Annotated in this window: 19 protein-coding genes and 1 other annotated feature; of the genes, 11 read left to right on the top strand and 8 right to left on the bottom strand. The window is 65.7% G+C overall.

The features are described from left to right. Positions 1-2: 2 nt before the first annotated feature. Positions 3-346: a sequence feature (16S ribosomal RNA rRNA prediction is too short), on the bottom strand. A 486-nt stretch (positions 347-832) separates the two neighbouring features. From ACY3GB_RS21385 to ACY3GB_RS21365, 5 genes are all read right to left on the bottom strand, one after another. Beyond that, positions 833-3,145 (bottom strand): Tex family protein, encoded by a 2,313-nt coding sequence (locus ACY3GB_RS21385; protein WP_463090506.1) that lies wholly within the window; start codon positions 3,143-3,145, stop codon positions 833-835. A gap of 59 nt (positions 3,146-3,204) precedes the next feature. After that, the gene (locus ACY3GB_RS21380; protein WP_046157842.1) at positions 3,205-3,561 is read right to left on the bottom strand and encodes a SpoIIAA family protein; all 357 of its coding nucleotides are present in this window, start codon (positions 3,559-3,561) and stop codon (positions 3,205-3,207) included. A 47-nt stretch (positions 3,562-3,608) separates the two neighbouring features. Then, on the bottom strand, positions 3,609-4,421 hold the full coding sequence (locus tag ACY3GB_RS21375; protein ID WP_463090973.1) for a DMT family transporter: 813 nt from the start codon (positions 4,419-4,421) through the stop codon (positions 3,609-3,611). A gap of 95 nt (positions 4,422-4,516) precedes the next feature. Further along, positions 4,517-5,041 (bottom strand): hypothetical protein, encoded by a 525-nt coding sequence (locus tag ACY3GB_RS21370; protein WP_463090505.1) that lies wholly within the window; start codon positions 5,039-5,041, stop codon positions 4,517-4,519. A gap of 76 nt (positions 5,042-5,117) precedes the next feature. Beyond that, entirely contained in the window at positions 5,118-6,227 is a 1,110-nt protein-coding gene (locus ACY3GB_RS21365) for an aromatic ring-hydroxylating oxygenase subunit alpha (protein ID WP_463090504.1), read from the bottom strand. A 623-nt stretch (positions 6,228-6,850) separates the two neighbouring features. On the opposite strand from ACY3GB_RS21365, the gene ACY3GB_RS21360 reads away from it, so the two are divergent. Continuing rightward, entirely contained in the window at positions 6,851-8,044 is a 1,194-nt protein-coding gene (locus tag ACY3GB_RS21360; RefSeq protein WP_463090972.1) for an acetate kinase, read from the top strand. Positions 8,045-8,057: 13 nt separating this feature from the next. After that, positions 8,058-10,139, top strand: coding sequence for a phosphate acetyltransferase (gene pta, locus ACY3GB_RS21355; RefSeq protein WP_346560301.1), 2,082 nt, complete (start codon positions 8,058-8,060; stop codon positions 10,137-10,139). Between the two features lie 60 nt (positions 10,140-10,199). Here pta and ACY3GB_RS21350 read toward each other — a convergent pair whose 3' ends face one another. After that, on the bottom strand, positions 10,200-10,997 hold the full coding sequence (locus tag ACY3GB_RS21350; protein ID WP_463090503.1) for a Cof-type HAD-IIB family hydrolase: 798 nt from the start codon (positions 10,995-10,997) through the stop codon (positions 10,200-10,202). Positions 10,998-11,152: 155 nt separating this feature from the next. Between ACY3GB_RS21350 and ACY3GB_RS21345 the strand changes: the two genes are divergently transcribed. Next, the gene (locus ACY3GB_RS21345) at positions 11,153-11,935 is read left to right on the top strand and encodes a DeoR/GlpR family DNA-binding transcription regulator (protein ID WP_463090502.1); all 783 of its coding nucleotides are present in this window, start codon (positions 11,153-11,155) and stop codon (positions 11,933-11,935) included. A 131-nt stretch (positions 11,936-12,066) separates the two neighbouring features. After that, positions 12,067-13,572 carry a methyl-accepting chemotaxis protein gene (locus ACY3GB_RS21340; protein ID WP_463090501.1) on the top strand — a complete coding sequence of 502 codons (1,506 nt, stop codon included), beginning with the start codon at positions 12,067-12,069 and terminating at the stop codon, positions 13,570-13,572. 158 nt (positions 13,573-13,730) lie between these two features. On the opposite strand, the gene ACY3GB_RS21335 is transcribed toward ACY3GB_RS21340, so the two are convergent. Both ACY3GB_RS21335 and ACY3GB_RS21330 read right to left on the bottom strand, forming a co-directional pair. Then, the gene (locus tag ACY3GB_RS21335; protein WP_463090500.1) at positions 13,731-14,195 is read right to left on the bottom strand and encodes a carboxymuconolactone decarboxylase family protein; all 465 of its coding nucleotides are present in this window, start codon (positions 14,193-14,195) and stop codon (positions 13,731-13,733) included. Positions 14,196-14,232: 37 nt separating this feature from the next. After that, entirely contained in the window at positions 14,233-15,081 is an 849-nt protein-coding gene (locus ACY3GB_RS21330) for an isocitrate lyase/PEP mutase family protein (protein WP_463090499.1), read from the bottom strand. Positions 15,082-15,179: 98 nt separating this feature from the next. On the opposite strand from ACY3GB_RS21330, the gene pdxR reads away from it, so the two are divergent. The 7 genes from pdxR to ACY3GB_RS21295 all read left to right on the top strand — a co-directional run bounded on the left by pdxR (position 15,180) and on the right by ACY3GB_RS21295 (position 26,728). Further along, positions 15,180-16,610 (top strand): MocR-like pyridoxine biosynthesis transcription factor PdxR, encoded by a 1,431-nt coding sequence (gene pdxR / locus ACY3GB_RS21325; protein WP_463090498.1) that lies wholly within the window; start codon positions 15,180-15,182, stop codon positions 16,608-16,610. A 105-nt stretch (positions 16,611-16,715) separates the two neighbouring features. Further along, positions 16,716-17,339 carry a DUF1826 domain-containing protein gene (locus tag ACY3GB_RS21320; protein WP_463090497.1) on the top strand — a complete coding sequence of 208 codons (624 nt, stop codon included), beginning with the start codon at positions 16,716-16,718 and terminating at the stop codon, positions 17,337-17,339. Between the two features lie 29 nt (positions 17,340-17,368). Beyond that, positions 17,369-18,580, top strand: a complete 1,212-nt coding sequence (gene zigA, locus ACY3GB_RS21315; protein ID WP_463090496.1) for a zinc metallochaperone GTPase ZigA — start codon at positions 17,369-17,371, stop codon at positions 18,578-18,580. A 64-nt stretch (positions 18,581-18,644) separates the two neighbouring features. Continuing rightward, positions 18,645-22,580 carry an ATP-dependent RNA helicase HrpA gene (gene hrpA, locus ACY3GB_RS21310; protein ID WP_463090495.1) on the top strand — a complete coding sequence of 1,312 codons (3,936 nt, stop codon included), beginning with the start codon at positions 18,645-18,647 and terminating at the stop codon, positions 22,578-22,580. Positions 22,581-22,654: 74 nt separating this feature from the next. Further along, positions 22,655-23,794 carry an HD-GYP domain-containing protein gene (locus ACY3GB_RS21305; protein WP_463090494.1) on the top strand — a complete coding sequence of 380 codons (1,140 nt, stop codon included), beginning with the start codon at positions 22,655-22,657 and terminating at the stop codon, positions 23,792-23,794. Positions 23,795-23,894: 100 nt separating this feature from the next. Next, positions 23,895-25,355: an alkaline phosphatase gene (locus ACY3GB_RS21300; RefSeq protein ID WP_463090493.1), complete on the top strand. Its 1,461-nt coding sequence runs from the start codon at positions 23,895-23,897 to the stop codon at positions 25,353-25,355. A 14-nt stretch (positions 25,356-25,369) separates the two neighbouring features. Further along, positions 25,370-26,728: an alkaline phosphatase gene (locus tag ACY3GB_RS21295; protein WP_463090492.1), complete on the top strand. Its 1,359-nt coding sequence runs from the start codon at positions 25,370-25,372 to the stop codon at positions 26,726-26,728. Positions 26,729-26,759: the final 31 nt, after the last annotated feature.

Genomic DNA, 26,759 nt, shown 5'->3' with positions numbered 1-26,759 from the left:
TGGCTGGATCAGGCTTGCGCCCATTGTCCAAAATTCCCCACTGCTGCCTCCCGTAGGAGTCTGGGCCGTGTCTCAGTCCCAGTGTGGCGGATCATCCTCTCAGACCCGCTACTGATCGTCGCCTTGGTGAGCTCTTACCTCACCAACTAGCTAATCAGACGTCGGCTGCTCGTATAACGTGAGGCCTTACGGTCCCCCACTTTCCCCCTCAGGGCGTATGCGGTATTAATCCGGCTTTCGCCGAGCTATCCCCCATTACACGGTACATTCCGACGCATTACTCACCCGTTCGCCACTCGTCAGCGGTGCAAGCACCCTGTTACCGTTCGACTTGCATGTGTAAAGCATGCCGCCAGCGTTCAATCTGAGCCAGGATCAAACTCTTCAGTTCAATCTCAAGCAAATTTTCTGGCACGCAAGTTCAAAGAAATAAACAAGTATCTCTTGTCTCTTGCAGTGCAAGTGTTCGGCTTTCGCCAAGCACTTACACCTATCGGTTATTCGTTCTGTTAAAGAGCAGTGCCATCCGCTACGTCATCATCACCGGAACCGTTTCGTTTCCGCTGTTTCGTTCGCTGCGTCAGCTGAGGAGGCGAACTATACGCCCGGGCCCCACCTCCGTCAACACCTTTTGCGAGAAAAAGCAGAAAAATTCATCTCCAAACCGATCAGTCGCAGGCAAGCCGCTGATCTGGCAGAAGATATGAACAAGGGGTATTTGAACCTGGCTGTAAAAAAGCGGATGCCCGCCCATCTGCCGCCGCGCCGCGCATCCAAAAACAAACAGGCCGGCGGTGTCGCCGGCCTGTTCCAAACACATCAATATAGTAAATCAGTCCTTGCGCAGCTTGGCGAAGGCCGCCGCCATCGCGGTATCGCCCTGCGGAGCGGAAGACTGGCCGCGCGGCTGGCGCGGACGATTGTCGGAACGGCTGTCGTTGCGGCCGCCGCGGCTATTGCCGGAACCGACCTCATCGTCCAGCCGCATCGTCAGCGCGACGCGCTTGCGCGCCACGTCCACTTCCAGCACTTTCACTTTGACCACGTCGCCCGCCTTCACCACCTTGCGCGGATCGTCGATGAACTTGTTGGATAGCGCCGAGATGTGGACCAGGCCATCCTGGTGCACGCCGATGTCGACGAAGGCGCCGAAGTTGGCGACGTTGGTGACCACCCCCTCCAGCACCATGCCCGGCTGCAGATGCTTGATGTCCTCGACGCCATCCTGGAAGGTGGCGGTCTTGAACTCCGGACGCGGATCGCGGCCCGGCTTGTCCAATTCTCTCAAGATGTCCATCACCGTCGGCAGGCCGAAGCGCTCGTCGGTGTAGTCGGTGGCGCGCACTGTTTTCAGGAAAGCGGAATCGCCTATCAGGGTCTTCACGTCGCGGCCAGCCTTGGCCACGATCTTTTCCACCACCGGATAGGCCTCAGGGTGCACCGACGACGCGTCCAACGGGTTGTCGCCGCCGGCGATGCGCAGGAAGCCGGCCGCCTGCTCGAAGGTCTTGTCGCCCAGGCGCGGCACTTTCAGCAAATCCCTGCGGGTGCGGAAGGCGCCGTTCTGGTCGCGGTAGGACACAATATTGGACGCCAGCGTGGCGTTGAGGCCGGAAATGCGGGTCAGCAGCGGCACCGAGGCGGTATTCACGTCCACACCCACCGCGTTCACGCAATCTTCCACCACGCCATCCAGCGCGCGCGCCAGCTGGCTCTGGTTGACGTCGTGCTGATACTGGCCGACGCCGATGGATTTCGGATCGATCTTCACCAATTCGGCCAGCGGGTCCTGCAGGCGGCGGGCGATGGACACCGCGCCGCGCAGGCTTACGTCCATATCCGGAAATTCCTTGGCCGCCAGCTCGGAAGCGGAATAGACAGACGCGCCGGCTTCCGACACCACGATCTTGGTCATTCCCAATTGCGGGAAGGCCTTGATCAGGTCCTGCGCCAGCTTGTCGGTTTCACGGCTGGCGGTGCCGTTGCCGATGGCGATCAGGTCAACCTTGTGGCGCACGCACAGCGCGCCGAGGATCGCGATGGACTTGTCCCACTCGCGGCGCGGCTCGTGCGGATAGATGGCGGTGGTGTCCAGCACCTTACCGGTATCGTCGACCACCGCCACCTTGCAACCGGTACGCAGGCCCGGGTCCAGGCCCAGGGTGGCGCGGCGACCGGCCGGGGCGGCCAGCAGCAAGTCGTGCAGATTGGCGGCGAAAACCTTGATCGCCTCGCCGTCGGCGGCATCTTTCAGCCGCGACACCAGTTCCAGCTCCAGCGACAGGAAAATCTTGGCGCGCCAGCACAGGCGTACGCCGTCCAGCAGCCACTTGTCAGCGGCGCGGCCGGCATCCTTGATGCCGAAACGGGCGGCGATCAGCTGCTCATAGGCCGAGCGCTCGGTGATCGGCGTCTCGTCCGGCTGGTATTTCAGAGCGACGGTCAGCGCGCCCTCGTTGCGGCCGCGCAGGAGCGCCAGCGCGCGGTGCGACGGAATCGCCTTGATGTGCTCGCGATGGTCGAAGTAGTCAGAGAACTTGGCGCCTTCGTTTTCCTTGCCGGCCACCACGGCGGCGGCCAGCTCTCCCTCGTTCCACAACTTTTCGCGCAGCTGGCCCAACAGCTCGGCGTCTTCGGCGAAGCGCTCGATCAGGATGGCGCGCGCGCCGTCCAGCGCCGCCTTGGCGTCGGCGACGCCGGCTTCGGCATTGACATAGGTTTCGGCCAGCGCGTTCGGGTCTTGCGACGAATCGGCCAGCAGGCTGTCGGCCAGCGGCTCCAGGCCGGCCTCGCGGGCGATTTGCGCCTTGGTGCGGCGCTTGGGCTTGTAGGGAAGATACAGGTCTTCCAGCGTGGTCTTGTTGTCGCTGGCGTAGAGGGCCGCTTCCAGTTCAGGGGTGAGCTTGCCCTGCTCGGCGATGCTCTTGAGGATGCTGTCGCGGCGCTCGTCCATCTCGCGCAGGTAAACCAGGCGCTCGGCCAGCGTGCGCAGCTGGGTGTCGTCCAGACCGCCGGTGACTTCCTTGCGGTAACGGGCGATGAAAGGAACGGTGGCGCCGCCGTCGATCAGTTCGATGGTGGCCGCCACCTGGGATTCGCGGACGGCAAGCTCAGCCGCCAGGCGGCTGGAAAGGCTTTTCAGCATCGGCTTTTATTCTTTCGCGTCGAACAAAAACCGCTACTGTACCGCCATCCGCCGCAAAATCAAGCCGCGACCGGGCGCGCCAGCCAGGCCTGCGCTTCTTCTATCAGGTCGAAATACTGGACGTGGGTGTGAGACAACAGGCCGGCGATGTGGGTGGCCAGGCGTATCCACACGTCGCCGACGACGATGGCCACGCGGCCCAGCTTCTCCTCATGCGCGCGCATGAACTTGACCTCCTCCATCGCCATGTCCAGCGTGAAGTCTTTCAGCTCGGTCAGGTCCAGCAGCATGTCCGGCTTGTCGCGCTCTTCCAGCCGCTTGAGCAGCGCCTGCTCCAACAGCTGGAAATCGGCCAGCGTGAACTCGTTGAACAAGGCCACGTCCAGGCCATAATCCTGCTCACGGATCGAGATCATTTGTTTCTCCATTCCTGTTTGATTGTCGCAAGCGCTTTGACTGTATTCTAGCGCCGTCCGGCCAACATGCCGCTGACCACGATCAAACCCATCGCCAGCAGCGAATCCGCCGTCAGCGCGTCGCCCCACACCAGCGCGCCCAGCAGGCAGGAAAACACCACGGTCAGATAGGACAGATTGGCCGCGGTCAGCTTGCGCCCCACCTTGTAGGCGCGGGTCATCGCCAGTTGCGCCAGCGTGGCGGTGGCGCCGACGCCCAGCAGCAGACCCACATTATCCAGCGTCACCGGATGCCAGCGCTCGAAACACATCAACAACAGGCCGCCGACGGTGGAAATCAGCGCGAAGTAGAACACCACCCGCCATTCGGCCTCCCCCTGCCGCCCCAGTTCCCGCACGTGCAGATAGGACCAGCCGGCCAGAAAGCCGGAAGCCAGCCCCAGCAGGCCGGCGAACCAGACGTCGCCGGACAAGGTCGGCTTCAACAGCAGCACCACGCCGACAAAACCCAGCGCCAGCCCACCCAGCGCCTGGGCCGGCAGCCGCTCGCGCAACAGCGCGACGGACAGCAAGGCCAGAAACATCGGCGAGGTGTAGGTCAACGTGGATGCGGTCGCCAACGGCAGGTGGGCGATGGCGTAAAACGACATCAACAATGAGGCATAGCCGATCACGCCGCGCTGCAGGTGATAGCGCAGCAGCGGGGTGGCGAAGCGCTCCCGCCGCCACAAGGCCGCGCCGCCCAGCGTCAGCGCGCCGATCAAGGTGCGCCAGAACACCAGTTCCGTCGACGAGAAATGCTCGGCGCCCAGCTTGACGAACAAGCCCATCAGGGCGAAAAACACCGCGGCCACCACCATCCAGCCGGAACCCAGGCGGAAACCCGCCAACCTGCCACGCACAAGCACTGTCTCGCCTTCCCTGCCCGCGGCACGCAGGCCGCGATTGCATACTCTTATTTCTTAGCCAAAGCCACGCTCAGACAGATGGACTCCATCTGCCGGCGGTAGGTCTTGAATTCGGACGCGTTGGCGGTGCAGCGCGCCTCCAGCAGCCGGTTCTTGTCCACCAACTGGATCACATGCAGATTGTGGCGCACGATCCACAACCGGTTGGACACGAAGCGGCCATCGCGATACTCGGTGACCAAGCGGCCCGCCTTCTGATTGACGCGGACGAAGTTGGCCGCCTCGCGGTCGCCGTCTTCCTGGCGGAACATCGCCGCCAAGCGCGGCAGCGTATCGCCGCGCCCCGGCTTGCGCACGCCGACCTGCACCTCGATGGCGGCGCGCTCGCGCTGGTCGGCCTTGGGCGGAATCACCTTCAGCACCCGAACGCGATTGGCGACGCTGGCGCGCACTTTCCAGCCAGGCGGCAGCGTGAAGCGCGCCTTGCTGACCGGATCGGCGTAGGTGGCCGCCAGCGCGAGCGGACTGGCCAGCAGCGCGGCCAGCGCCAGCATGCGGAAAATTGCGGACATGATCTTGGCCGATTAAGGAATAAAAAAAGGCGCGGAATATCCCGCGCCCCTGCATTATGGCATTTAACTTGCCTATTCAGCCAGCCAATGCCGAGCCCATCAGGCGTCGATAATACTCGTGGAAGTGCTGCATGCCCTCCTCGGTCGGCGACTGGTACGGACCCACCTCGTTGACGCCGGCCATCCACAGCGCCTTGCGGCCTTCGTGCATGCGAATGCAGATCTCGTCGTCTTCCTTGGCGGTTTCAAAGTAGGCGGCCTGCTCTGCCTCGATGAACTCCGGTTCGAACCACACCACGTCTTCCGGGTAGTAAAACTCGGTGATCACCGTGCACTTCTCCGGACCGCGCGGAATCACCACGCTGACCACCAGCACGTGCGGATACCACTCCACCATGATGTTGGGGTAGTAGGTCAGCCAGATGGCGCCGAACTCGGGCTGCTGCTCCTCGTAGCGGCGGCGCACTTCCTCGTGCCACTTGCCGTACACCCTGGAGCCGGCGCGCGCCAGACGGTTCTTCACGCCCACGGTCTGCACGTGGTAGCTGTCGCCCCACTCCCATTTCAGGTCGCCGCAATCGACGAAATTGCCGAGCCCCGGATGGAAGGGATCAACGTGGTAGTCCTCCGAGTACACCTCGATGAAGGTCTTCCAGTTGAAGTCGTAATCGGTGCTGTGCGTCGAGTGGAAAGCATAACCGTCGAAGGTCATGTGCTTGGCGACGCCCAGCATTTCCAGATCGGCCGCGACATTGCGGCGCGCGTCGAACAGCAGGCCGTTCCAGCGGCTCAGCTCGGTCTGCCCCAGATTCAGGCACGGCGTTTCCGGAAAATGCGGCGCGCCCACCAGCTTGCCGCCGGCGTCGTAGGTCCAGCCGTGCAGATTGCAGACGATGTGGTTGCCATTGCCGCGGCCTTTATAGATGACGGCCTGGCGGTGGCGGCAGACGTTGGAGATCAGCTTGATCTCGCCGTCCACGTTCTTGAGCATTTTGCCGTGGCCCAGCCACTCCAGCGTGTGATAGTCGCCGGCATTGGGCACCATCAGCTCATGGCCATAGTACTGCGGAGCGTCTGCGAACAGCAGCTCCTGCTCCTTGGCGTAGAACGCGGGATCGAAATAGGTATAGACGGGTAGCTGGGCTGCGGATGCTTGAAGCAGTTGAGCAGAAGCCAGATCAGACATTATTCCCACACCTCCGTGGAAGAAGATATAAGACCAGCCGAATCTCGCTCGGGACGAGTTTGCGGGACTATCAAAAACAATCAATCAAAACAAGGGGGAACCCTGTCTTACGAGGGCGGAATTATGCCCTCCCCCCTCCCCCGGGGCAAGCGTTAATTCTTCGTGACAATTCTGTTCAGACGCGGACTTGTCGAGGGATATGCCCCCACCCCCTGCCAATGGCAAACAATCTGCATGGCGGTTAATTAAAATCAAAGACTTGCCAAGTTTAGTGCGCCGCAACATTAGAAGCCGTTAATTTATAGTGATATACTAGGCACGACTTTGTTGCCACATCGACTGTCTGATTTTCGCCTTGACCAGGCCCGACCGCTCATTGGTCCGCCACATGGTCCGGCTAAGGCCTTGATATGGCGAAGCGGATGGATCGATAGGCTCCGGGATGCCCGGGCGCAACAACAGGCTGGCCAAACCGCCCGCCATGCGCTACCACACGGTAAGGAAGCCGGGCGCGCGGCCCTCAGGCCGCCGCCGGCGCTCCGGCAGCAAATTGGCCGTTAGCGCATCGCAGTGGATTATTTCACCGATTTCATCCTTTTTTTTCAAATTACATGTTCAAAGCTATGAATTCCAGCATCCTCGTCATCAATTGCGGCAGTTCCTCCCTGAAATTCGCGCTGATCGACAGCGCCAGCCACGAAGCGGTCATGACCGGCCTGGCAGAGAAGCTGGGCCTGGCCGACGCCTGCATCACCTTCAAGCACGACGGCGGCAAGCAAACCGCCCTGCTGTCGGCCCCGGATCACGCCGCGGCCATGCACGCCATCATCGAGAAGCTGCAGCAAGTGTCGCTGCTGGACAGCGTGAAGGCCATCGGCCACCGCGTGGTGCACGGCGGCGAGCACTTCAAGCAATCCGCGCTGCTGGACGACACCGCCATCAATGAGATCGAGCGCTGCATCAAGCTGGCGCCGCTGCACAACCCGGCGCACATCCTGGGCATCCGCACCGCGATCAAGGAATTCCCGAGCCTGCCGCAAGTGGCGGTGTTCGACACCTCCTTCCACCAGACCATGCCGGAAAAAGCCTACCTGTACGCGGTGCCGATGAAGCTGTACCGCGAAAACAGCCTGCGCCGCTACGGCATGCACGGCACCAGCTACCGCTTCGTGGCCGAAGAAGCCGCCAAGATGCTGGGCAAGCCGGCCGATGAAACCAGCCTGGTGATCGCCCACCTGGGCAACGGCGCGTCCATCTCCGCCATCCGCAACGGCAAGTGTGCCGACACCTCCATGGGCCTGACCCCGCTGGAAGGCCTGGTGATGGGCACCCGCTCCGGCGACATCGACCCCAGCGTGTTCGGCTACCTGGCCACCGAGCGCGGCATGGACATCACGTCCATCACCAATATGCTGAACAAGGAATCCGGCCTGTTGGGCCTGTCCGAGCTGTCCAACGACTGCCGCGAACTGGAAGAAGCCGCCGCCAAGGGCCATGAAGGCGCCAAGCGCGCGCTGGAAGTGTTCGCCTACCGCCTGGCCAAGTACGTGGCGTCGATGAGCGTGGGCGCCGGCCGCCTGGACGCCGTGGTGTTCACCGGCGGCATCGGCGAGAACTCGTCCTTCCTGCGCGCCGAAGTGATCAACCAGCTGGGCTTCCTGGGCCTGAAGCTGGACGCCGCCGCCAACGAAGCGTGCATCCGCGGCAACGCCGGCCGCATCACCGCCGCCGATTCCGTGCCGGCGCTGGTGATCAACACCAACGAAGAACTGATGATCGCCATGGACACCGCCAAGCTGGCCGGCCTGGCCAACTAAGGGGAAGAAGGCCATGCAGACATTCTTCCTCGCCCCCACCGGCTTCAACGCCGGCCTGACCTCGGTCACGCTGGGCGCGATCCGCTCGCTGGAGCAGGCCGGCCTGCGCGTGGGATTCGTCAAGCCCATCGCCCAGGACACCAAGGACGGCGAAGCCGAGCGCTCCACCCACTTCGCCCAGGCCATCTGCCGCCTGAACCCGCCGCAGCCGATCAGCATGGACCGCGTCGAGCACCTGCTGTCGCAAGGCCAGGTGGACCAGTTGATGGAAGAGGTAGTGAGCCTGTTCCAGCAAGCCTCGCAAAACGTGGACGTGGTGATCGTGGAGGGCCTGGTGCCCGACCAGAAGCAGGTGTTCTCCACCTTCCTCAACACCAAGATCGCCCGCAACCTGCAGGCCCAGACCATCCTGGTGAGCTCGGTCAAGGCGCTGAACGCGACCGAAATCGCCGAACAGCTGGAAATGAACATCCAGGCCTTCGGCGCGCAAACCGTGTCCGGCTACATCCTCAACCACGTGCTGCCCGGCGCCGACCGCGCCGAGCTGGCGCGCGAGGTGCAGGAGTCCGGCAATCTGAAGAAAGCCGGCCTGCCTCTGCTGGGCGTGATCCCGTACCAGCAGGAACTGCTGGCGCCGCGCACCCAGGATGTGGCCCGCTATCTGAACGCCAACGTGGTGCACGCCGGCCAGCAGGCCAACCGCCGCGTGCGCAACATGGTGGTGGCCGCGCGCACCGCGCCGAACATCGTCAACCTGCTGAAGCCGGGCGCGCTGATCATCACCCCGGGCGAACGCGAAGACGTGGTGATGGCCACCTCGATGGCCGCGATGAACGGCGTGCCGCTGGCCGGCCTGCTGCTGACCTGCGACTCCGAACCCGATCCGCGCATCCAGCAGCTGTGCCAGCAAGCCTTCACCGGCGGCCTGCCGGTGCTGGCCACCTCGCTGAACTCGATGGAAACCGCCAGCGCGCTGAACGCGATGAGCCACCAGGTGCCGTCCGACGACCTGGAGCGGATGGAAAAGGTGATCGAGCACGTCGCCGAATTCCTCGACGTGTCCACGCTGAAGCAAAGCGTGGGCGAACCGCGCGAAATCCGCCTGCCGCCGCCGGCCTTCCGCTTCCAGCTGATGGAAAAGGCGCGCAAGGCCAACAAGCGCATCGTGCTGCCGGAAGGCAACGAGCCGCGCACCATCCAGGCCGCCGCCATCTGCCAGGAAAAGGGCATCGCCCGCTGCGTGCTCTTGGGCAACCGCGCCGAGATCCTGCAAGTGGCTGAAACCCAGGGCGTGACGCTGCCGGAATCGGTGGAGATCCTCGACCCGAACGAAATCCGCGGCCAATACGTGGCGCCGATGGTCGAGCTGCGCAAGGGCAAGGGCCTGAACGAGCCGATGGCGCTGGCGCAGCTGGAAGACACCGTGGTGCTGGGCACCATGATGCTGGCGATGAACGAAGTGGACGGCCTGGTTTCCGGCGCCGTGCACACCACCGCCAACACCATCCGTCCGGCGCTGCAGCTGATCAAGACCGCGCCGGGCTCCAGCATCGTGTCGTCCGTCTTCTTCATGCTGATGCCGGAACAGGTGTACGTGTACGGCGACTGCGCAGTGAACCCGGACCCGACCGCGGAACAGCTGGCCGACATCGCCATCCAGTCCGCCGACTCGGCCGTGGCCTTCGGCATCACCCCGCGCGTGGCGATGATCTCCTACTCCACCGGCTCGTCCGGCAGCGGCACCGACGTGGAGAAGGTGCGCGAAGCCACCCGCATCGCGCAAGAGAAGCGCCCTGACCTGCTGATCGACGGCCCGATGCAGTACGACGCCGCCTCGGTGGAATCCGTCGGCCGCCAGAAGGCCCCGGACAGCCAGGTCGCCGGCCGCGCCACCGTGTTCGTGTTCCCGGACCTGAACACCGGCAATACCACCTACAAGGCGGTGCAGCGCTCCGCCAACGTGGTGTCGGTGGGCCCGATGCTGCAAGGCCTGCGCAAGCCGGTCAACGACCTGTCGCGCGGCGCGCTGGTGGACGACATCGTCTACACCATCGCCCTGACCGCGCTGCAGGCGGAGCAGACGCCGGCAAGCTGATCGCCCGCGCGATCAAAACCAAAACGGCCCGCGAGGGCCGTTTTTTTGTTTGCTCAGGGATCAGGCAGGACGCCCCTCACGTTCCAGCAGGCTGCGCAGCTGCCGCGCCACGCCGGCCTGATCGTGGTCGCCGATCACCGGCGCGTCCGGCAGGCGGCGCTTCAGCTCCGGATGCGCGTTGGCCATCACGTGCGGCAGGCCGGCCAGCGCCAGCATTTCAGCGTCGTTGAGGTTGTCGCCGAAGGCGGCGCAGTCTTCCGCCGCGATGCCCAGGTGATCAAGCAGGCGGCGCAGCGCGCTGCCCTTGTGCACGCCGGGCGCCATCACTTCCAGGTAGCAAACATGGGAGTAAGTCATGGACACCTCGTCGCCCAGCTCGCGGGCGATATCGGCCTCCACCTCCTTCAATTGCGCCGGCGCGCCGCAGAAGATCACCTTGGACACGTCGTCGGCCCGGAAGCCGGCCAGGTCCTCGATTTCCGTCACCTCGCCGGTGTAATGGCTGAATTCGCGCTTGCTGTGGTAGGCCATGATGCAGTCGTCGCGGTAGACGCCCAGCTCGGTTTCCCGGATCAGCTCTGGCCGCAGCAGCCTGGCCAGCAAGGCCGGCGACAGCCGGCTTTGATACAGCAGCGCGCCGTCCGCCAGGTGGATGCGCGCGCCGTTGGCGCTGATCACCGGCACCGGCGGCAGATCCCGCGGCCACAGTTTCCGCACCTGGCGCTCGTGCCGGCCGGTGGCGACGGCCAGGGCGATGCCGCGCTCCACCGCCGCCTGCAAAGCGGCGCGCGTCTCGTCGGCCAGCCTAGAATCCTTGTCCAGCAGGGTGCCGTCCAGATCGGAAACAATCAGTCGCATATCGGAATCTCCGTGTTCGCATCGCTGAATTGTGCACGATCATGCAAAAACAGGCAAATAATCGTGCACGATTCAAGAAAATATTTGCCGATTCTTTGACCTCCGCTGCACGATCGTGCAACACTCCCGTCATTCCGTTCGACTTCAACCCCGCCATGTCCAAAGAACGCGCAAGCGCCAACCAGCCTTCCGGCCGCCATCAATACATCCGCGAACAGCTGCGGCTGCATGGCCGGGTTGCCGCCGGCGAGCTGGCGGCGGTGCTGGGAGTGTCCGAAGACTCGATACGCCGCGACCTGCGCGAACTGGCGGCGGACGGCGTTTGCCAGCGCGTGTACGGCGGCGCCATCGCGCTGACGCCGAATCGCCACGGCTTCCAGCAGCGCCGCCACGAAAACACCGAGCGCAAGGCCCGGCTGGCCGCCGCCGCGGTGCGGCTGCTCAAGCCCGGCCAATTCGTGTTTCTCGACGGCGGCACCACCAATCTGGAAATCGCCCGCGCCTTGCCGGAACACCTGCCGCTGACGGTGGCCACCAACTCCATCCCGATCGCCGCGGCGCTGTTCGGCCAGAAGCAGCTGTCGGTGCTGGTGCTGGGCGGCAGCCTCAATCATCAAAGCGGCGACGCGCTGGGCACCACCGCCACCCGAATGCTGGACACCATGCGGCCGGACATCTGCTTTCTCGGCACCTGTTCGGTGGACGGCGAGCTAGGCGTGGGCACGGTGATGGCGGACGAAGCCGCGTTCAAGCGCCATCTGGTCGAGCAGTGCGGCCATACCGTGCTGGCCGTCACCAATGAAAAACTGGACACCGCCTCGCCCTTCATCGTCGCCCCGCTGTCCGACATCGGCACCCTGATCATCGAGCCCGACGCCGACCCCATCCGCCGCGCCCACCTGGAAGCCGGCGGCGCGCCTTTGCTGATCGCCGGCTGACACCGGCCAGCCCATCGGCATATTGCCTCCAATCAAACATTTGTTTTAAAGTTCTGCACGGCGCGCGTCCTCGATAAAACCATTACAAATCAGCGCGCTTTGCAAACGGAACATCCTTTGGAGGGGAATCCATGTCGATACAGGCCATCACCGAATGGTTCATCCCGGACCACGTCCGGCAGATTCCGGAACAGGCGATACGCGCGCGCACCGTAGTCGGCGTCGGCTTGCTGGCCGGCCTGATGGCGCCGCTGTTCGCCGTCGAATACCTGATGCTGGGCCATTACCCGATGGCCGAGGGCATCGCGCTGGGCGGGCTGGGGCTGCTATGCGGCCCGTTGTTGCTGCGGCTCAGTGGCGCGGTGCGCGCCACCGCTGAATTCATCACCAGCTGCATGTACGCGATGGTGTGCTGGATGGTGTTCGTCAACGGCGGCATCCTGTCCACCAGCCTGATGTGGTTCGCCGCCATTCCGTTCACCGCCGTGTTCATCGCCACCCGCCGCTCCGGCATGTTCTGGCTGGCGATGTCGCTGGCCGCGGTGGTCATCGTCATGTGGCTGTCCGGCGTCGACGCGCTGCCCAAGAGCCCGCTGCCGCACGAGGAGCTGCCCAAGCTGCAGGCCAAGTCGCTGGCCGGCCTGTCGCTGGTGGTGCTGGTGCTGGCGCTGGCCTTCGACAAGGCCAAGAGCAAGAGCTTCGAGAAGCTGGAAACCGCGCGCGCCGAGGCCGAGCGCGCCGGCGAGGCGCTGGCGCGGATGATGGAGCAGATCGGCCATTCGATCCGCGACGCCTCCGGCGCCAGCCGCCAGATCGCCGACAGCACCGGCAGCATGGCGCGCACCATGGCCGAGCAGCGCGAACGCTCCGAGGACATGGTCGTTGTCGCCCAGCAGATGGCGGTGGTCACCAGCCAGAACGCCGAACAATCCACCACAGCCACGCTGCTGGCGCAGCACTCCGGCGAAGCCGCGCGCGAAGGCGGCAAGGCGATGAACCAGGCGGTGGAGCAGCTGGGCCGCGCCGGCGAGGTGATCGGCCACGCCTCGAATCGGCTGGAGGATCTGGGGCAACGCAGCGCCGAAGTCAGCGGCATCGTGCAATTGATCCGCGACATCGCCGACCAGACCAATCTGCTGGCGCTGAACGCCGCGATCGAAGCGGCGCGCGCCGGCGAAACCGGCCGCGGCTTCGCGGTGGTGGCGGACGAGGTGAGGAAGCTGGCCGAGCGCACCCAGAACGCCACCAAGGACATCGAAAGCAAGATCCGGGTGATCGTCGACGGCACCAATGAGGCGCTGGTGGCGATGCGCGACGGCAACCAGCAGATGCAAGCCGGCCGCGGTCACGCCAAGGAAGCCCAGCTCAAGCTGTCCGGCATCATAGAGGGCGCCGGCGAGCTGGCCGGCCTGCTGCAGCAGGTGTCCCAGGCCGAGGCCAGCCAGAACCAGGGCTTCTCCCAATTCGCCGGCGACATCGTCGCCGTCGGCGAATCCAGCCGCAGCCTGTCCGGCGAAACCCACAACATCGCCGAGGCGGTGCGCCGGCTGGACGAGCAGATGGACAAGCTGCACCAGGCGATAAGCCGGCAGGAAACGCCTTCGGCCGATGCCAGGCGCGAACCCGCCTGGCGCTGAGACGGGCTCGGCTCAGATACAGCCGAGCTCCAGCGCCGCGCGCGCTGGCGCGCATGCCGGCCAGCAAGGCCTCGTCGCCGAAGGTAGTCAGCAGGATGGCGGGCGGCATCCCCTGTCGTTCAACGCGCGCAGCAGGGCGATGCCCGGCATGCCGGGCTTCAGAGCGCGTACTGGCCCGGCTGATAGCCTCCCGCCGGCGTGTCGCAACCGATGGACACGCGGTTCCAACCGTTGATCGCGACGATGGCCCAGGTCAGATCGACGGCTTCCTTGTCGTCGAAATGCCGCGCCAGCTCGGTCCGCAGCGCCGCTTCCGGATGCCGCGCGGCCACCAGCGTCAGCGCCTCGGCCCAGGCCAGCGCCGCGCGCTCGCGCTCGGTGTAGCACGGCGCTTCGCGCCAGGCAGACAACAGGTGCAGGCGCTGCTCGGTTTCGCCTGCCGCGCGGGCGTCCTTGGTGTGCATGTCGATGCAGAAGGCGCAGCCGTTCAGCTGCGAGACGCGGGTCTTCACCAGCTCGAGCAAGGCGTGATCGAGGCCGCAGCCGCGGATGTAGCGCTCCAGCCCCGCCTGGGCCTGATAGCCTTGCGGCGCGATTTTCGGATAATCGAGAAAACGGGACATGCTTGCTGCTCCTGAATAGGTTTGGGGAAGTTACGCGTCAGCCGCGCGGCGCGAACAGCGCCTGGGCGTCGGCATAGCCCAGCGAGGTTTTCAGCGCCGACAAATCGCCAGCGTCCCGCAGCGCCGCCGCCGTCTGTTTCAATGCCTGCATCGCCACCAGCGCCGGGCCGATGGCGGTGCTGACGCGCGCCACGCCGAGCGCCGACAGCTCGGCCAGGCCTGGCACGCCCGGCATCGCGGCGGCATTGACCGGCGCCGGCACCGCCTCGCACAACCGTGCCAGCAAGGCGGGATCGGCCAGGCCGATGGGAAAGACGCCATCGGCGCCGCAGGCCAGATACAGCCGCGCCCGCGCCAGCGTCTCGTCGAAACGGGCCTCGGCCGGGCCTTCGCCATGCAGGAACAGGTCGGTGCGGGCATTGATGAAGATGGGCACCTGCAAGGCGTCCGCGGCGGCGCGGGCGGCTTGCAGGCGCTCGCGCATTTCGTCCGCGCCGCGCAGGGCGAAGCGGCCGGCCGCGTCGTAGCGGCCGTCCTCCAGATTGACGCCCGCCGCGCCGGCGCGGATCACCGCGGCGACGGTCTCCCCCACCGCAGCCGGCGTGTCGCCGAAACCGTCTTCGAGATCGACGCTCAGCGGCGCCTGCAGCACCCCGGCGATGCGGGCGACGGCGGCGAGCAGCGCCTCGCGCGGCAGTTCGCCGCCGTCGCGGTAGCCGAGCGACCATGCCACCGCGGCGCTGCTGGTGGCCAAGGCGGGAAATCCGGCCTGCTCGAATACCCGGGCGCTCAATGCGTCCCAGACCGTCGGCAACAGCAGCGGCCGCTCGTCCTGATGCAGGCCGCGGAAGATATGGGCGCGGGATACGGCGTCGGCATGGTTCATCGGCATTCCTTGTCGGTTGGCGGTCATGTGACTACCCGGCAAGATACCGGCGGGATGGTACAATGGTGAGAGCCAAAAATCGTCAAAACTAGTAGGCCATGATTCCCGACGCCCTCCAGTTCGAATTGCAGCGCGATCGCGCGTCGCCGCTGCATCGCCAGCTCTATCTGCGCATCCGCGAAGCCATCCTGGCCGGCCAGATGCCGCCGGGCGCCCGCCTGCCGGCCACGCGGGTGCTGGCCGCCGATCTCGGCATCTCGCGCGGCACAGTGGATCAGGCCTACGGCCAACTGCTGGCGGAAGGCTTTCTGCTCAGCCGCGCCGCCGCCGGCACCGTGGTCCACCCCCTGCTGGAGGCGCGCCGCCCCGACCCGGCCATCCCGCTTTGCTCAGCCGCCAATCCGAAGCCCGTCCAGGCCGACTCGCCCGAGCCCGCCCCGCCGCTGCCTTTCCAGCTCGGTCTGCCCGCGCTGGACGCTTTCCCGCGCAAGCTGTGGGCGCGGCTTGCTGGCCGCCGCGCCAGGGCCCTGTCGCTGGCGGGGCTGAATTATCCCGATCCCGCGGGCTATCTGCCGCTGCGCGAGGCCATCGTCCGCCACCTGGCCCTGTTTCGCGGCATCCATTGCGCCACCGGCCAGGTGTTCATCACCAGCGGCTTCCAGGCCGCGCTGGGGCTGGCGGTCCGCGCCCTGCTGCGCCCCGGCGACCCGGTCTGGATGGAAGACCCCGGCTACTTCCGCGCCAGCGGCGCCCTGCGGCTGGCCGGCGCCAGGCTGGCGCCCGCGCCTGTGGATCAGGATGGGTTGCGCGTGGATGAGGCGATGCGACGCGCGCCCGATGCGCGGATGGCCTACTGCACCCCCTCTCACCACTCTCCGCTGGGCATGGCCCTGTCGCTGCCGCGCCGGCTGGAACTGCTAGCCTGGGCCGCGCGGCAACAGGCTTGGATCGTGGAAGACGACTACGACGGCGAATTCCGCTACGACGGTCCGCCGCTGCCCGCCTTGAGAAGCCTGGATCGTTCCGGCCGGGTGCTCTACATCGGCAGCTTCAGCAAAACCTTGTTTCCCGGACTGCGCCTGGGCTACCTGGTGACGCCGGCCAGCGAGGCTGCGCGCTTCGCCGAGGCCTGCAATCTGCTCTCCCCGGCGCCATCCATCCTGGATCAAGCAACGGCGGCCGATTTTCTCAGCCAGGGGCACTTCGCCCGCCACATCAAGCGGATGCGCGCGCTCTACGCCCAGCGCCGCGCCGCGCTGGCCGCCGCCTTGCAAGCCGAATGCGGCGCGCGGCTGCGGCTGGACGGCCAGCCGGTCGGCCTGCAGCTGACTGCCTGGCTGCCCGACGGCGAAGACGACCGCGCCGCGGCAGCGAGCCTGAGCGCCAGCGGATTGGCGGGCCAGCCGCTGTCCGCCTTCAGCCTGGAAGGCGGACAGCCTCCGGCGCTGCTGCTGGGCTTCGCCAACGTGCCGGCCGAGCAGGCGCCGGCGCTGGCGCGGCGGCTCAGGGAGGCGCTGGACGCGCGCTAGGGATGCCTCTTCGGCGCAATGGTTGACGCCAAAAATGTTATGTTATAACTTTCCTGGAATTTAGTGAAATGATATAACATACCAAACATCCACACCCTGACCGAGATGACCATTGCCGCCAACCGATACGCAAGCGCCCGTCTTTCCGACAATCTGGCCGATCTCGCCGCCATCTTCGACCCCGACGTCGAACTCTGCCTGTACCGTCGCCCGCCGATAGCCGACATCGCCGGCTATTTGCGCCGCGCCGGACACGACGGCCTGCCAGGCCTGGGTTGGCGCCGCGTGCTGACGCCCGGCGAGGCCGTCGACGCGCCGCTGGCCGACCTGCCCGGCCGCGAAGCGCTCTACGCCGATATCGCCTGGCTGTGTGATCTGTACGCCACGCTGACCGGCTGCGACCGCGTCGGCGCGCGGCTGGAAGTGCTGAGCGGCGCGATGTGCCCGCGCTTTCACGTCGACCGGATCGGCCTGCGCCTCTTGTGCTGCTACCAGGGCCCCGGCACCGAGTGGCTACCCGACGCCGCCGCCGACCGCGCCCGCTTGGGCGTCGACGCGCAATCGGGCCTGGTGCGCGACACCGCCGCCATCGGCCGGGCGCCGCCGTTTTCGGTGCTGCTGTTGAAAGGCGCTGGATGGCCCGGCGCCAACGGCGGCGCCATCCATCGTTCGCCAGCTCCTGCGCCAGGCGAGCCCCGGGTGCTGCTGGCGCTCGACGCCGTGTGCTAGTCCCCTCCCCGCAAACAAGGAGTCCAAACATGAACAAGCTGCCGGTAACGGTGCTGTCCGGCTTTCTCGGCGCCGGCAAGACCACGCTGCTGAACCACATCCTGGCCAACCACGAAGGCAAGCGGGTGGCGGTGATCGTCAATGACATGTCCGAGGTCAATATCGACGCCCGGCTGGTGCGCGAAGGCGGCGCCCGGCTGTCGCGCGCCGAGGAAAAACTGGTGGAGATGAGCAATGGCTGCATCTGCTGCACGCTGCGCGAGGACTTGCTGCTGGAAATCCGCCGTCTGGCGGCGGAAGGCCGCTTCGACTACCTGCTGATCGAATCCTCCGGCGTCTCCGAGCCGCTGCCGGTGGCGGAGACCTTCACCTTCCGCGACGAGGAAGGCCGCAGCCTGGCCGATCTGGCGCGGCTGGACACCATGGTGACGGTGGTGGACGCGCGCAACTTCCTGCGCGACTACCGCTCGCGCGACAGCCTGCATGACCGCCAGGCCAGCCTGGGCGAAGAAGATGAGCGCACCGTGGTGGATCTGCTGATCGAACAAGTGGAGTTCTGCGACGTGATCGTGCTGAACAAGACCGATCTGGTAAGCGCAGTAGAACTCACTGAGCTGGAAGGCATCCTGCGCTCGCTGAACCCGCGCGCCGACATCGTCACAAGCGAGTTCGGCCGCGTGCCGCTGGACAAGGTGCTGGATACCGGCCGCTTCGACTTCGACGCCGCCGCCGAAGCGCCGGGCTGGCTTGCGGAACTGCGCGGCGAGCATGTGCCGGAAACCGAGGCCTACGGCATAGACAGCTTCGTCTACCGCGCGCGGCGGCCCTTCCATCCGCAACGGCTGTGGCGCTGGATGCGGCAGGAATGGCCGGGCGTGGTGCGCTCCAAGGGCTATTTCTGGCTGGCCAGCCGGCCGCAGTTCGCCGCCTTGTGGTCGCAGGCTGGCGCGGTGGCGCGCCATTCCTGCGCCGGCCTGTGGTGGGCGGCGCTGGACCGCTCCGAGTGGCCGGACGACGCCGACGGCCTGGCCTTGATACGCTCGCGCTGGGAGGAGCCGTTCGGCGACCGCCAGCAGGAGCTGGTGCTGATAGGCATGGGCATGGACCGCCCGGCGCTGAGCGCCGGCTTCGACGCCTGTCTGCTCGACGACGCCGAAATGGCGGCTGGCGTCGCCGCCTGGGAAGCGCTAGACGATCCGTTCCCGCGCTGGGCCGTCAGCGAGGACGGGATAGAAGCCTGATGCCCGGCGAGGCCGTCCGCTCTGCTATAATCGGCGCTTTGCGCAATCCTCCGTTCTTTAGCCGATGACACCTGCCGCCCGCCTCGCCGACCTGAAATCCGCCCTGTCCTCCTGCCTGATCCGCGACCGCCACCTCCTGCGTCGCAAGCTTGCCGACGTCGGCGACCGGCTGAAGAAGAACCAGCCCGCCGACAAGCTGCTGGCTGACATCGCCGGCCAGGTGGAGCGTTCGCGCAGCCGCGCCGACGCGCGCCGCGCGCACCTGCCCAAACCCCAGTTCGACGACGCGCTGCCGGTCAACCAGAAGCTCCCCGACATCAAGAGCGCGATCGACAAGAACCAGGTGGTGATCATCTGCGGCGAGACCGGCTCCGGCAAAACCACCCAGCTGCCCAAGATCTGCCTGGAGCTGGGCCGCGGCGTGTTCGGCCTGATCGGCCACACCCAGCCGCGCCGGCTGGCCGCGCGCTCGGTGGCGACGCGGATCGCGCAAGAGCTGGGTTCGACGCTTGGCGAACATGTCGGCTTCAAGGTGCGCTTCACAGATAAATTGTCGGAAAAGTCGGTGATCAAGCTGATGACCGACGGCATCATGCTGGCGGAGACTCAGACCGACCGCTACCTGGAAGCCTACGACACCATCATCATCGACGAGGCGCACGAGCGCAGCCTGAACATCGACTTCCTGCTGGGCTATCTGAAGCAGCTGCTGCCGCGCCGCCCGGACCTGAAGGTCATCATCACCTCCGCCACCATCGACGCCGACCGCTTCTCCAGGCATTTCGACGGCGCGCCGGTGATCGAGGTGTCTGGCCGCACCTATCCGGTGGAAGTGCGCTACCGGCCGCTGAAACAGCGCGACGAAGACGAGCGCGAGATGGAGATGGAGGACGCCATCGTCGACGCGGCGGACGAGCTGTCGCGCCAGGGCCCCGGCGACATGCTGGTCTTCCTGCCCGGCGAGCGCGAAATCCGCGAGACCGCGGAAAAGCTGCGCAAGTCCGGCATCCGCGGCTACGAGATCCTGCCGCTGTTCGCGCGCCTGTCCAATGAGGACCAGCAGAAGATCTTCAAGCCATCCGGCGGCCGCCGCATCGTGCTGGCCACCAATGTGGCCGAGACTTCGCTGACGGTGCCCGGCATCAAGTACGTGATCGATACCGGTCTCGCCCGCATCAACCGCTACAGCCCGCGCGCCAAGGTGGAGCAGCTGCAAGTCGAGAAGATCTCGCAAGCGGCCGCCCGCCAGCGCGCCGGCCGTTGCGGCCGCGTCGAGTCCGGCATTTGCGTGCGCCTGTACGCCGAGGACGACTTCAACGCCCGCCCGGCCTTCACCGATCCGGAAATCGTCCGCTCCAACCTGGCGGCGGTGATCCTGCGCATGGCCGCGCTGCGGCTAGGCAAGGTGGACGCCTTCCCCTTCCTGGAAGCGCCGTCCAGCCGCCTGATCGCCGACGGCTACCAGGTGCTGACCGAGCTGGGCGCGGTGAACGAACAAGGCGAGCTGACGCCGGTGGGCAAAGAGCTGGCTCGCATTCCAGTGGATCCGAAAGTGGGCCGCCTGCTATTGGCCGGCCGCGACTTCCATTGCGCGCGCGAGGTGCTGATCATCGCCGCCGCGCTGTCGATACAAGACCCCCGCGAGCGGCCGTTCGAAGCACGCGACGCGGCGGAGAAAGCCCAGGCCCGCTTCAACGACGAAAAGTCTGACTTCCTGTCCTTCTTGCACCTGTGGGACTTTTTCGCCGACGCGCTGAAAAACAAGAAGACCAACCGCCAGCTGGTCAACACCTGCCATGAGCACTTCCTGTCCTACCTGCGCATGCGCGAATGGCGCGAGCTGCACGCGCAACTGGTCGAGATCGCCAGCGAGCTGGGCCTGATCACCCGCGACGAGGCCCATGCCGACGCCGGACAGCCGGACGCGCAGATGTCGGTCAAGAAACGCCAGCAAGTGGACGCCGTCGCCTACGAAAACCTGCACAAGGCGCTGGTGACCGGCCTGATCGGCAATATCGGCATGAAAAACCAGGAAGGCGACGACTACCAGGGCGCGCGCGGCGTCGCCTTCCACGTCTTCCCCGGCTCCGGCCTGAAGAAGGCCAAGCCCAAGTGGCTGGTGGCGGCCGAACTGGTGGAGACCACCCGCCTCTACGCCCGCTGCGTGGCCAAGATCGAGCCGGAATGGGTGGAAAAGCTGGCGCCGCACCTGGTCAAATACCATTACTTCGAACCGCATTGGGAAAAAAGCCGCGGCGAAGTGGTGGCCAGCGAGCGCGTCACGCTGTACAGCCTGACCCTGATCCCGCGCCGTCCGGTCAGCTACGGCCGCATCGCGCCGGAAGAAGCCCGCGAGCTGTTCATCCGCGGCGCGCTGGTGAACATGGAGTACGTCAGCAACGCGCCGTTCTTCCAGCGCAACCAGCAGTTGATCCGCGAGGTGGAGCAGCTGGAGCACAAGGCGCGCCGCCAGGACGTGCTGGTGGACGAGGAAGCGCTGTACGTCTTCTACAGCGAACGCATCCCGGCCGAAGTGGTGGACGCCGCCAGCTTCGAAGCCTGGCGCAAGGAGGCGGAAAAAACCGAACCCAAGCTGCTGCACCTGACCCGCGAAGAGCTGATGCGCCACGCCGCCCAGCACGTGACCGAAAACCAGTTCCCGGAATGGCTGGAACTGGAGGACGGCAAGCTGAAGCTGCGCTACCGCTTCGAGCCGAAACACCCGCTGGACGGCGTCACCATCGACGTGCCGCTGGCCATCCTGAACCGTCTGACCCCGGGGCCGTTCGAATGGCTGGTGCCGGGCATGATCCGCGACAAGCTGCAGCAGCTGATCAAGGGCCTGCCCAAGCAGATCCGCCGCTGCTGCGTGCCGGTGCCGGACTTCATCACCCGCTTCCTGCTGACCAACCCGGACCTGCAGCAGCCGATCGCGCCGCAATTGGCGCGCTTCATCCTGCGCGAGACCGGCGGCGTCAAGGTGGACATCGACGAGTTCAACAAGCAGGAACTGCCGGAGCACATGCTGTTCAATTTCCGCGTGATCGACGACGGCAAGCAGGAAATCGGCATGGGCCGCGACTTGGCCGTGCTGCAAAAGCAGTTCGGCCAGGCGGCGCAGCTGACCTTCCGCGACACCAGCGCCGAATTCGAGCGCGACGACGTCAAGACCTGGGACTTCGGCGAGCTGCCGGAAAGCATACAGTTCGCCCGCGGCCGCCAGCAGTTGACCGGCTACCCGGCGCTGACGCTGGAGGAAGACCGCGTCGCCATCCGCCTGTTCGACACCCAGGCCGTGGCGGAAAGACATCATCGCCAAGGCGTGGTGAAGCTGCTGCAGCTGCAGTTGAAAGAGCAGATGAAGCAGCTCGGCAAGGGCCTGCCCGGCATGACCCAGATCGGCCTGCAGCTGCGCGCGGTGGCCAACGCCGACGACCTGCTGGCCGACGCCATCGCCGCCATCTGCGACCGCGCCTTCATCGGCGAAGACGCGCTGCCGCGCAATGAAAAAGCGTTCAACGATCAGAAGAACCGCGCCCGCACGCGTTTGCCGGCCGTGATCCAGGCGGTGGCGCAATACCTGCAGCAGATCGCCGCCGAGTATGTTCCGCTAAGCAATAAAATGCAGAAGCATAAGCTGGGCCATGAGCTAAAACAGCAAATGGACAAGCTGGTCTACAAGGGCTTCCTGGCCGCCACGCCGTGGAGCCAGCTGCCCCACCTGCCGCGCTACATGAAGGCGATGAGCATGCGGATGGACAAGCAGCCGGCCAATCCGCAGCGCGACGGCCAGCGCGGCGCGGAAATCCGCGAACTGTGGCAACAGTGGGAACAGCGCGTGGCCGAGCAGCAGGAACAAGGCGAAGCGGCGCCGGCGGTGCTGGACTTCCGCTGGATGCTGGAGGAATTGCGCGTCAGCCTGTTCGCTCAGGAGTTGAAAACGCCGTACCCGGTTTCGGTCAAGCGGCTGCAAAAAGTCTGGAACGAGTTGCCGCGATAGTCGAGATTGGGTACAGCTTGCCATGACATTGAATTATCATGCTGTGAATTTTCACGTCGCAAGCGACTATCGACATGACCGTTGACTCTGGCAAGAAACCGACCAAGGTTTCTTCATCGATGCTGTCCATCGGCAAGGAATTGCCGGTGGACGTCTATTCCAAGAGCGGTTTCCTGCTGCTCAAGCGGGGCCATTACGTGCTCACGCCGGAACAAAAGCAAAAACTGGTCAGCCTGGGCTTCGCCGAAGCCAAAGCCGATGCCAAGCCGGCAGAGAAGCCCAACCTCAACGACAACCACAAGCCATCGCTGTTCGAGGACATCGCCTTCCTGCAGCAGCGCGTGCGCAGCGTGCTGCACCATGCGCTGGTCACCCGCAACTTCGAAGCCAAGGTGATGGAGATCGCCCAGTCGCTGATCGAGCTGGCCGAGAAATTTCCGGACGCGCTGATCGCTTCCATCTTCCTGGTGCCGTTTTCCGAATACAGCGTCGCCCACTCGCTGCACGCGGCGGCGCTGCTGTCCATCTTCACCCGCCACATCACGCTGCCGCCCAAACACCGCGAGACGCTGATCTGCGCGGCGCTGACGATGAACATCTCGCAGGTGGAGCTGCAGAACCAGCTGTTCGGCCAAGCCGCCCGTCTCGACGACGACCAGCGCCGGGCAGTGCTCGACCACCCGATCATGAGTTCGGCCATCCTCAGGGAGGCCGGGGTGGAAGACCAGCTGTGGCACACGCTGGTGCAGACCCACCACGAGTCCTGGCAAGGCAACGGCTACCCCTTCGGTTTGTCCAGGGAACAGATCCTGCCCCCGGCGCACATGCTGCGCCTGGCCGACATCACCTGCGCCAAGCTGCTGCCGCGCCGCTACCGGTCGGCGCTGCTGCCGGCCACCGCGCTGGGGCAGATCTTCCAGCGCAAGGACAATGAATTCGACCAGGCCTTCATCACCATGCTGGTCAAGGAGCTGGGCATCTACCCGCCCGGCAGCTTCGTGCGCATCGCCAGCGAGGAAATCTGCGTGGTGATCTCGGCCGGCGCCAAGCCCAGCGAGCCGCTGGTGGCGGCGATACGCCGCGCCGACGGCCCGCCCTTCGGAGAGCCGCTGCTGCGGGACACCAGCAAGCCGACGCATAAAGTCACGGCGCCCTGCCATGCCGGCGAGGCCAAGGTGCGGGTGGCCTTCCTCGCCCACCTTTGGAAAAGTTGAGCGCCGCGCGCGTCATGAAATTTTAATATCCCGTTATTTTGGCAGAAATACGCTAAAAATATTATTTGTGCGCATTTTTACTAAAATAAGGTATTCCGTGATGCGCACTTTCAATCTCGGCGTCGGCCTGCTGGCCGCGCTGGCCCTTGCCGCCTGCAGCAGCGGAGGCGGCGGCAACGCCTCCCGCTCTCAGGACAATGCAGAAGCCCAGCCTCCCGCTGCGGCCGCCGCTAAAAACGTCATCTTCTTCCTCGGCGACGGCATGGGCATCGCCACCACCACCGCCGCCCGCATCTACGCCGCCGGCGAGGACGGCCAACTGACGATGGACACGCTGCCGGAGTCCGGCTTCGTCAAGACCTTCTCCAACGACGCCCAGGTAACCGACAGCGCGCCGTCGATGTCGGCCTACATGACCGGCGTCAAGATGAACAATGAGGTCATCTCGATGTCCACCGACACCGTGGCCAAATCGCCGACCGCCGACCTGACGTCAAACTGCGGCGCCGGCAACGGCAAGCCGGTGTCCACGCTGCTGGAACTGGCCAAGGCCGGCAACCGCGCCACCGGCGTGGTCACCACCACCCGCGTCACCCACGCCACCCCGGCCGCCACCTATGCCCACGTCTGCCACCGCGACGCCGAATCCGACATCGCCGCCCAGCTGGTGCCGGGCGGCGCGCAATACAACGCCGCGCTGCAGGACGGCGTGGACGTGGTGTTCGGCGGCGGCCGCCAGTTCTTCCTGCCCAAGACCGCCGGCGGCAAGCGCGCCGACGGCCGCGACCTGGTGGCGGAGCTGAAGGCCAAAGGCTACGGCTACGCCGCCGACAAGGCCGCGTTCAGCGCCATCGATCCGGCCATGACCCAGCGCGCCGTCGGCTTGTTCACCAGCAGCCACATGAGCTACGACCTTGACCGCGACCCGAACAAGGAACCCAGCCTGGCGGAGATGACCGCCAAGGCCATCGACCTGCTGGCGAACCGCAGCGGCAAGCAAGGCATGTTCCTGATGGTGGAAGGCGGCCGCATCGACCACGCCTTGCACGAGACCACCGCCAAGAAGGCGCTGCAGGACACCGTGGCCTTCGACCAGGCGATCCAGGCCGCGATCGCCGCGATGCAGCAGAAAGACCCCGGCCTGAAGAACACGCTGATCGTCGTCACCGCCGACCACGACCACACCCTGGTGCTGAACGGCTACGCCAAGCGCACCGGCAAGACCGCGCCGGGCAACCCCGGCGTGCTGGGCCTGGCCAAGGACTACGTCAGCGGCAAGAACCTGACCGACGCCGACGGCATGCCCTACTCCATCATCGGCTTCGGCAACGGCGAAAACCGCGTCGCCGGCAATCGCAACGCAGCGGCGGCGCTGACCGACGACGCCGTCTCGGCCAACGACTACCACCAGGAGGCGGCGATACGGATGCCGGCCGGCGGCGAGACCCACGGCGGCACCGACGTCTACATCGGCGCCATCGGCCAGGGCGCCGACAGCATCCACGGCTTCCTGGAAAACATAGAAGTGTTCGGCCTGGTCAAGAAGGCCGCCGGCCTGTGATGGAGAACAATAAAATGAAAACCGCGATGAAAACCCTGCTGGCCGCCGCCGTGCTGGCCGCGCTGCCCGCCTTCCCCGCCCACGCCGCCGGCGAGGCCAAGAACGTGATCTTCTTTCTCGGCGACGGCATGGGGCCGGCCACCGTCACCGCTGCCCGCATCTACCAGTACGGCGAGGGCGGCAAGCTCAATATGGAGAAGCTTGACCGCACCGCTCGCATCAAGACCTTCTCCAACGACGCGCAGACCACCGACAGCGCGCCGTCGATGTCGGCCTATATGACCGGCGTGAAGATGAACAACGAGGTGATCTCGATGTCGTCCGACACCCGCGCCGTCGAGCCCAACAGCGACGGCACCGGCAACTGCGGCAGCAATAACGGCGCGCCGGCCGCCACGCTGCTGGAGCTGGCCAAGGCCAAGGGCAAGGCCATCGGCGCGGTCACCACCACCCGCGTCACCCACGCCACCCCGGCCGCCACCTACGCCCACGTCTGCCACCGCGACGCCGAATCCGACATCATCGCCCAGGCGGTGCCGGGCGGTGCCGGCTACAACGCCAAGCTGGGCAACGGCCTCGACGTGCTGATGGGCGGCGGCAGCAAATTCCTGCTGCCCAAGGCCAGCGGCGGCAAGCGCGGCGACGGCCGCAACCTGCTGCAAGAATTCGCCGCCAAGGGCTATCCGGTGCTGCAGACCGGCGCCGATCTGGCCGCCTTCGACGCCAAGTCGGCCAGCCGCGTGGTGGGCATCTTCGGCAAGGACCATCTGGAATACGAGCTGGACCGCGTCAAGAACAAGGTGGACCAGCCCAGCCTGGCGCAGATGACCGCGGCGGCGATCGACGTGCTGTCCAAGAACGGCAACGGCTACGTGCTGATGGTGGAAGGCGGCCGCATCGACCACGCGCTGCACGGCACCAACGCCAAGCGCGCGCTGACGGACGCCATCGCCTTCGACGACGCGATCAAGACCGCGCTGGCCAAGGTGGATCTGAACAACACGCTGGTGGTCGTCACCGCCGACCACGACCACACCATGACCATCAACGGCTATTCCAAGCGCGGCAATCCGATCCACGACATCGCGCGCAGCTACTCGGACGGCCAGCCGGCCAAGGACGCCGACGGCGCGGTCTACACCACGCTGGTGTTCGGCAACGGCCCCAACCGCAAGCCGACCCGCGTGTCGGTGGATTCGGCCGCCGCCACCGCCGACGACTACCAGCAGGAAACCGGCATCCGCCTGTCCAGCGAAACCCACGGCGGCGGCGACGTGATGCTGATGTCCGGCGGCGCCGGCAGCAAGGGCTTCAAGGGCGTGATGGACAACACCAAGGTGTTCAGCCTGGTGAAATCCGCGCTCGGCCTGTAACCCCCTCCGGGGCGCGGGCCCCCACCCCCCG

It is taken from the genome of Chromobacterium sp. Ag138 (assembly GCF_055181315.1).
The sequence above is the reverse complement of the archived record's forward strand: the minus strand, read 5'-3'. Positions and strand labels throughout refer to the sequence as shown.

What these genes read in the sequence shown, in the direction of transcription:
- ACY3GB_RS21385 (WP_463090506.1), bottom strand. Translation starts at nt 3,145, where the DNA reads ATGCTGAAAAGCCTTTCCAGCCGCCTGGCGGCTGAGCTTGCCGTCCGC.
- ACY3GB_RS21380 (WP_046157842.1), bottom strand. Translation starts at nt 3,561, where the DNA reads ATGATCTCGATCCGTGAGCAGGATTATGGCCTGGACGTGGCCTTGTTC.
- ACY3GB_RS21375 (WP_463090973.1), bottom strand. Translation starts at nt 4,421, where the DNA reads ATGGTGGTGGCCGCGGTGTTTTTCGCCCTGATGGGCTTGTTCGTCAAG.
- ACY3GB_RS21370 (WP_463090505.1), bottom strand. Translation starts at nt 5,041, where the DNA reads ATGTCCGCAATTTTCCGCATGCTGGCGCTGGCCGCGCTGCTGGCCAGT.
- ACY3GB_RS21365 (WP_463090504.1), bottom strand. Translation starts at nt 6,227, where the DNA reads ATGTCTGATCTGGCTTCTGCTCAACTGCTTCAAGCATCCGCAGCCCAG.
- ACY3GB_RS21360 (WP_463090972.1), top strand. Translation starts at nt 6,851, where the DNA reads ATGAATTCCAGCATCCTCGTCATCAATTGCGGCAGTTCCTCCCTGAAA.
- pta (WP_346560301.1), top strand. Translation starts at nt 8,058, where the DNA reads ATGCAGACATTCTTCCTCGCCCCCACCGGCTTCAACGCCGGCCTGACC.
- ACY3GB_RS21350 (WP_463090503.1), bottom strand. Translation starts at nt 10,997, where the DNA reads ATGCGACTGATTGTTTCCGATCTGGACGGCACCCTGCTGGACAAGGAT.
- ACY3GB_RS21345 (WP_463090502.1), top strand. Translation starts at nt 11,153, where the DNA reads ATGTCCAAAGAACGCGCAAGCGCCAACCAGCCTTCCGGCCGCCATCAA.
- ACY3GB_RS21340 (WP_463090501.1), top strand. Translation starts at nt 12,067, where the DNA reads ATGTCGATACAGGCCATCACCGAATGGTTCATCCCGGACCACGTCCGG.
- ACY3GB_RS21335 (WP_463090500.1), bottom strand. Translation starts at nt 14,195, where the DNA reads ATGTCCCGTTTTCTCGATTATCCGAAAATCGCGCCGCAAGGCTATCAG.
- ACY3GB_RS21330 (WP_463090499.1), bottom strand. Translation starts at nt 15,081, where the DNA reads ATGAACCATGCCGACGCCGTATCCCGCGCCCATATCTTCCGCGGCCTG.
- pdxR (WP_463090498.1), top strand. Translation starts at nt 15,180, where the DNA reads ATGATTCCCGACGCCCTCCAGTTCGAATTGCAGCGCGATCGCGCGTCG.
- ACY3GB_RS21320 (WP_463090497.1), top strand. Translation starts at nt 16,716, where the DNA reads ATGACCATTGCCGCCAACCGATACGCAAGCGCCCGTCTTTCCGACAAT.
- zigA (WP_463090496.1), top strand. Translation starts at nt 17,369, where the DNA reads ATGAACAAGCTGCCGGTAACGGTGCTGTCCGGCTTTCTCGGCGCCGGC.
- hrpA (WP_463090495.1), top strand. Translation starts at nt 18,645, where the DNA reads ATGACACCTGCCGCCCGCCTCGCCGACCTGAAATCCGCCCTGTCCTCC.
- ACY3GB_RS21305 (WP_463090494.1), top strand. Translation starts at nt 22,655, where the DNA reads ATGACCGTTGACTCTGGCAAGAAACCGACCAAGGTTTCTTCATCGATG.
- ACY3GB_RS21300 (WP_463090493.1), top strand. Translation starts at nt 23,895, where the DNA reads ATGCGCACTTTCAATCTCGGCGTCGGCCTGCTGGCCGCGCTGGCCCTT.
- ACY3GB_RS21295 (WP_463090492.1), top strand. Translation starts at nt 25,370, where the DNA reads ATGAAAACCGCGATGAAAACCCTGCTGGCCGCCGCCGTGCTGGCCGCG.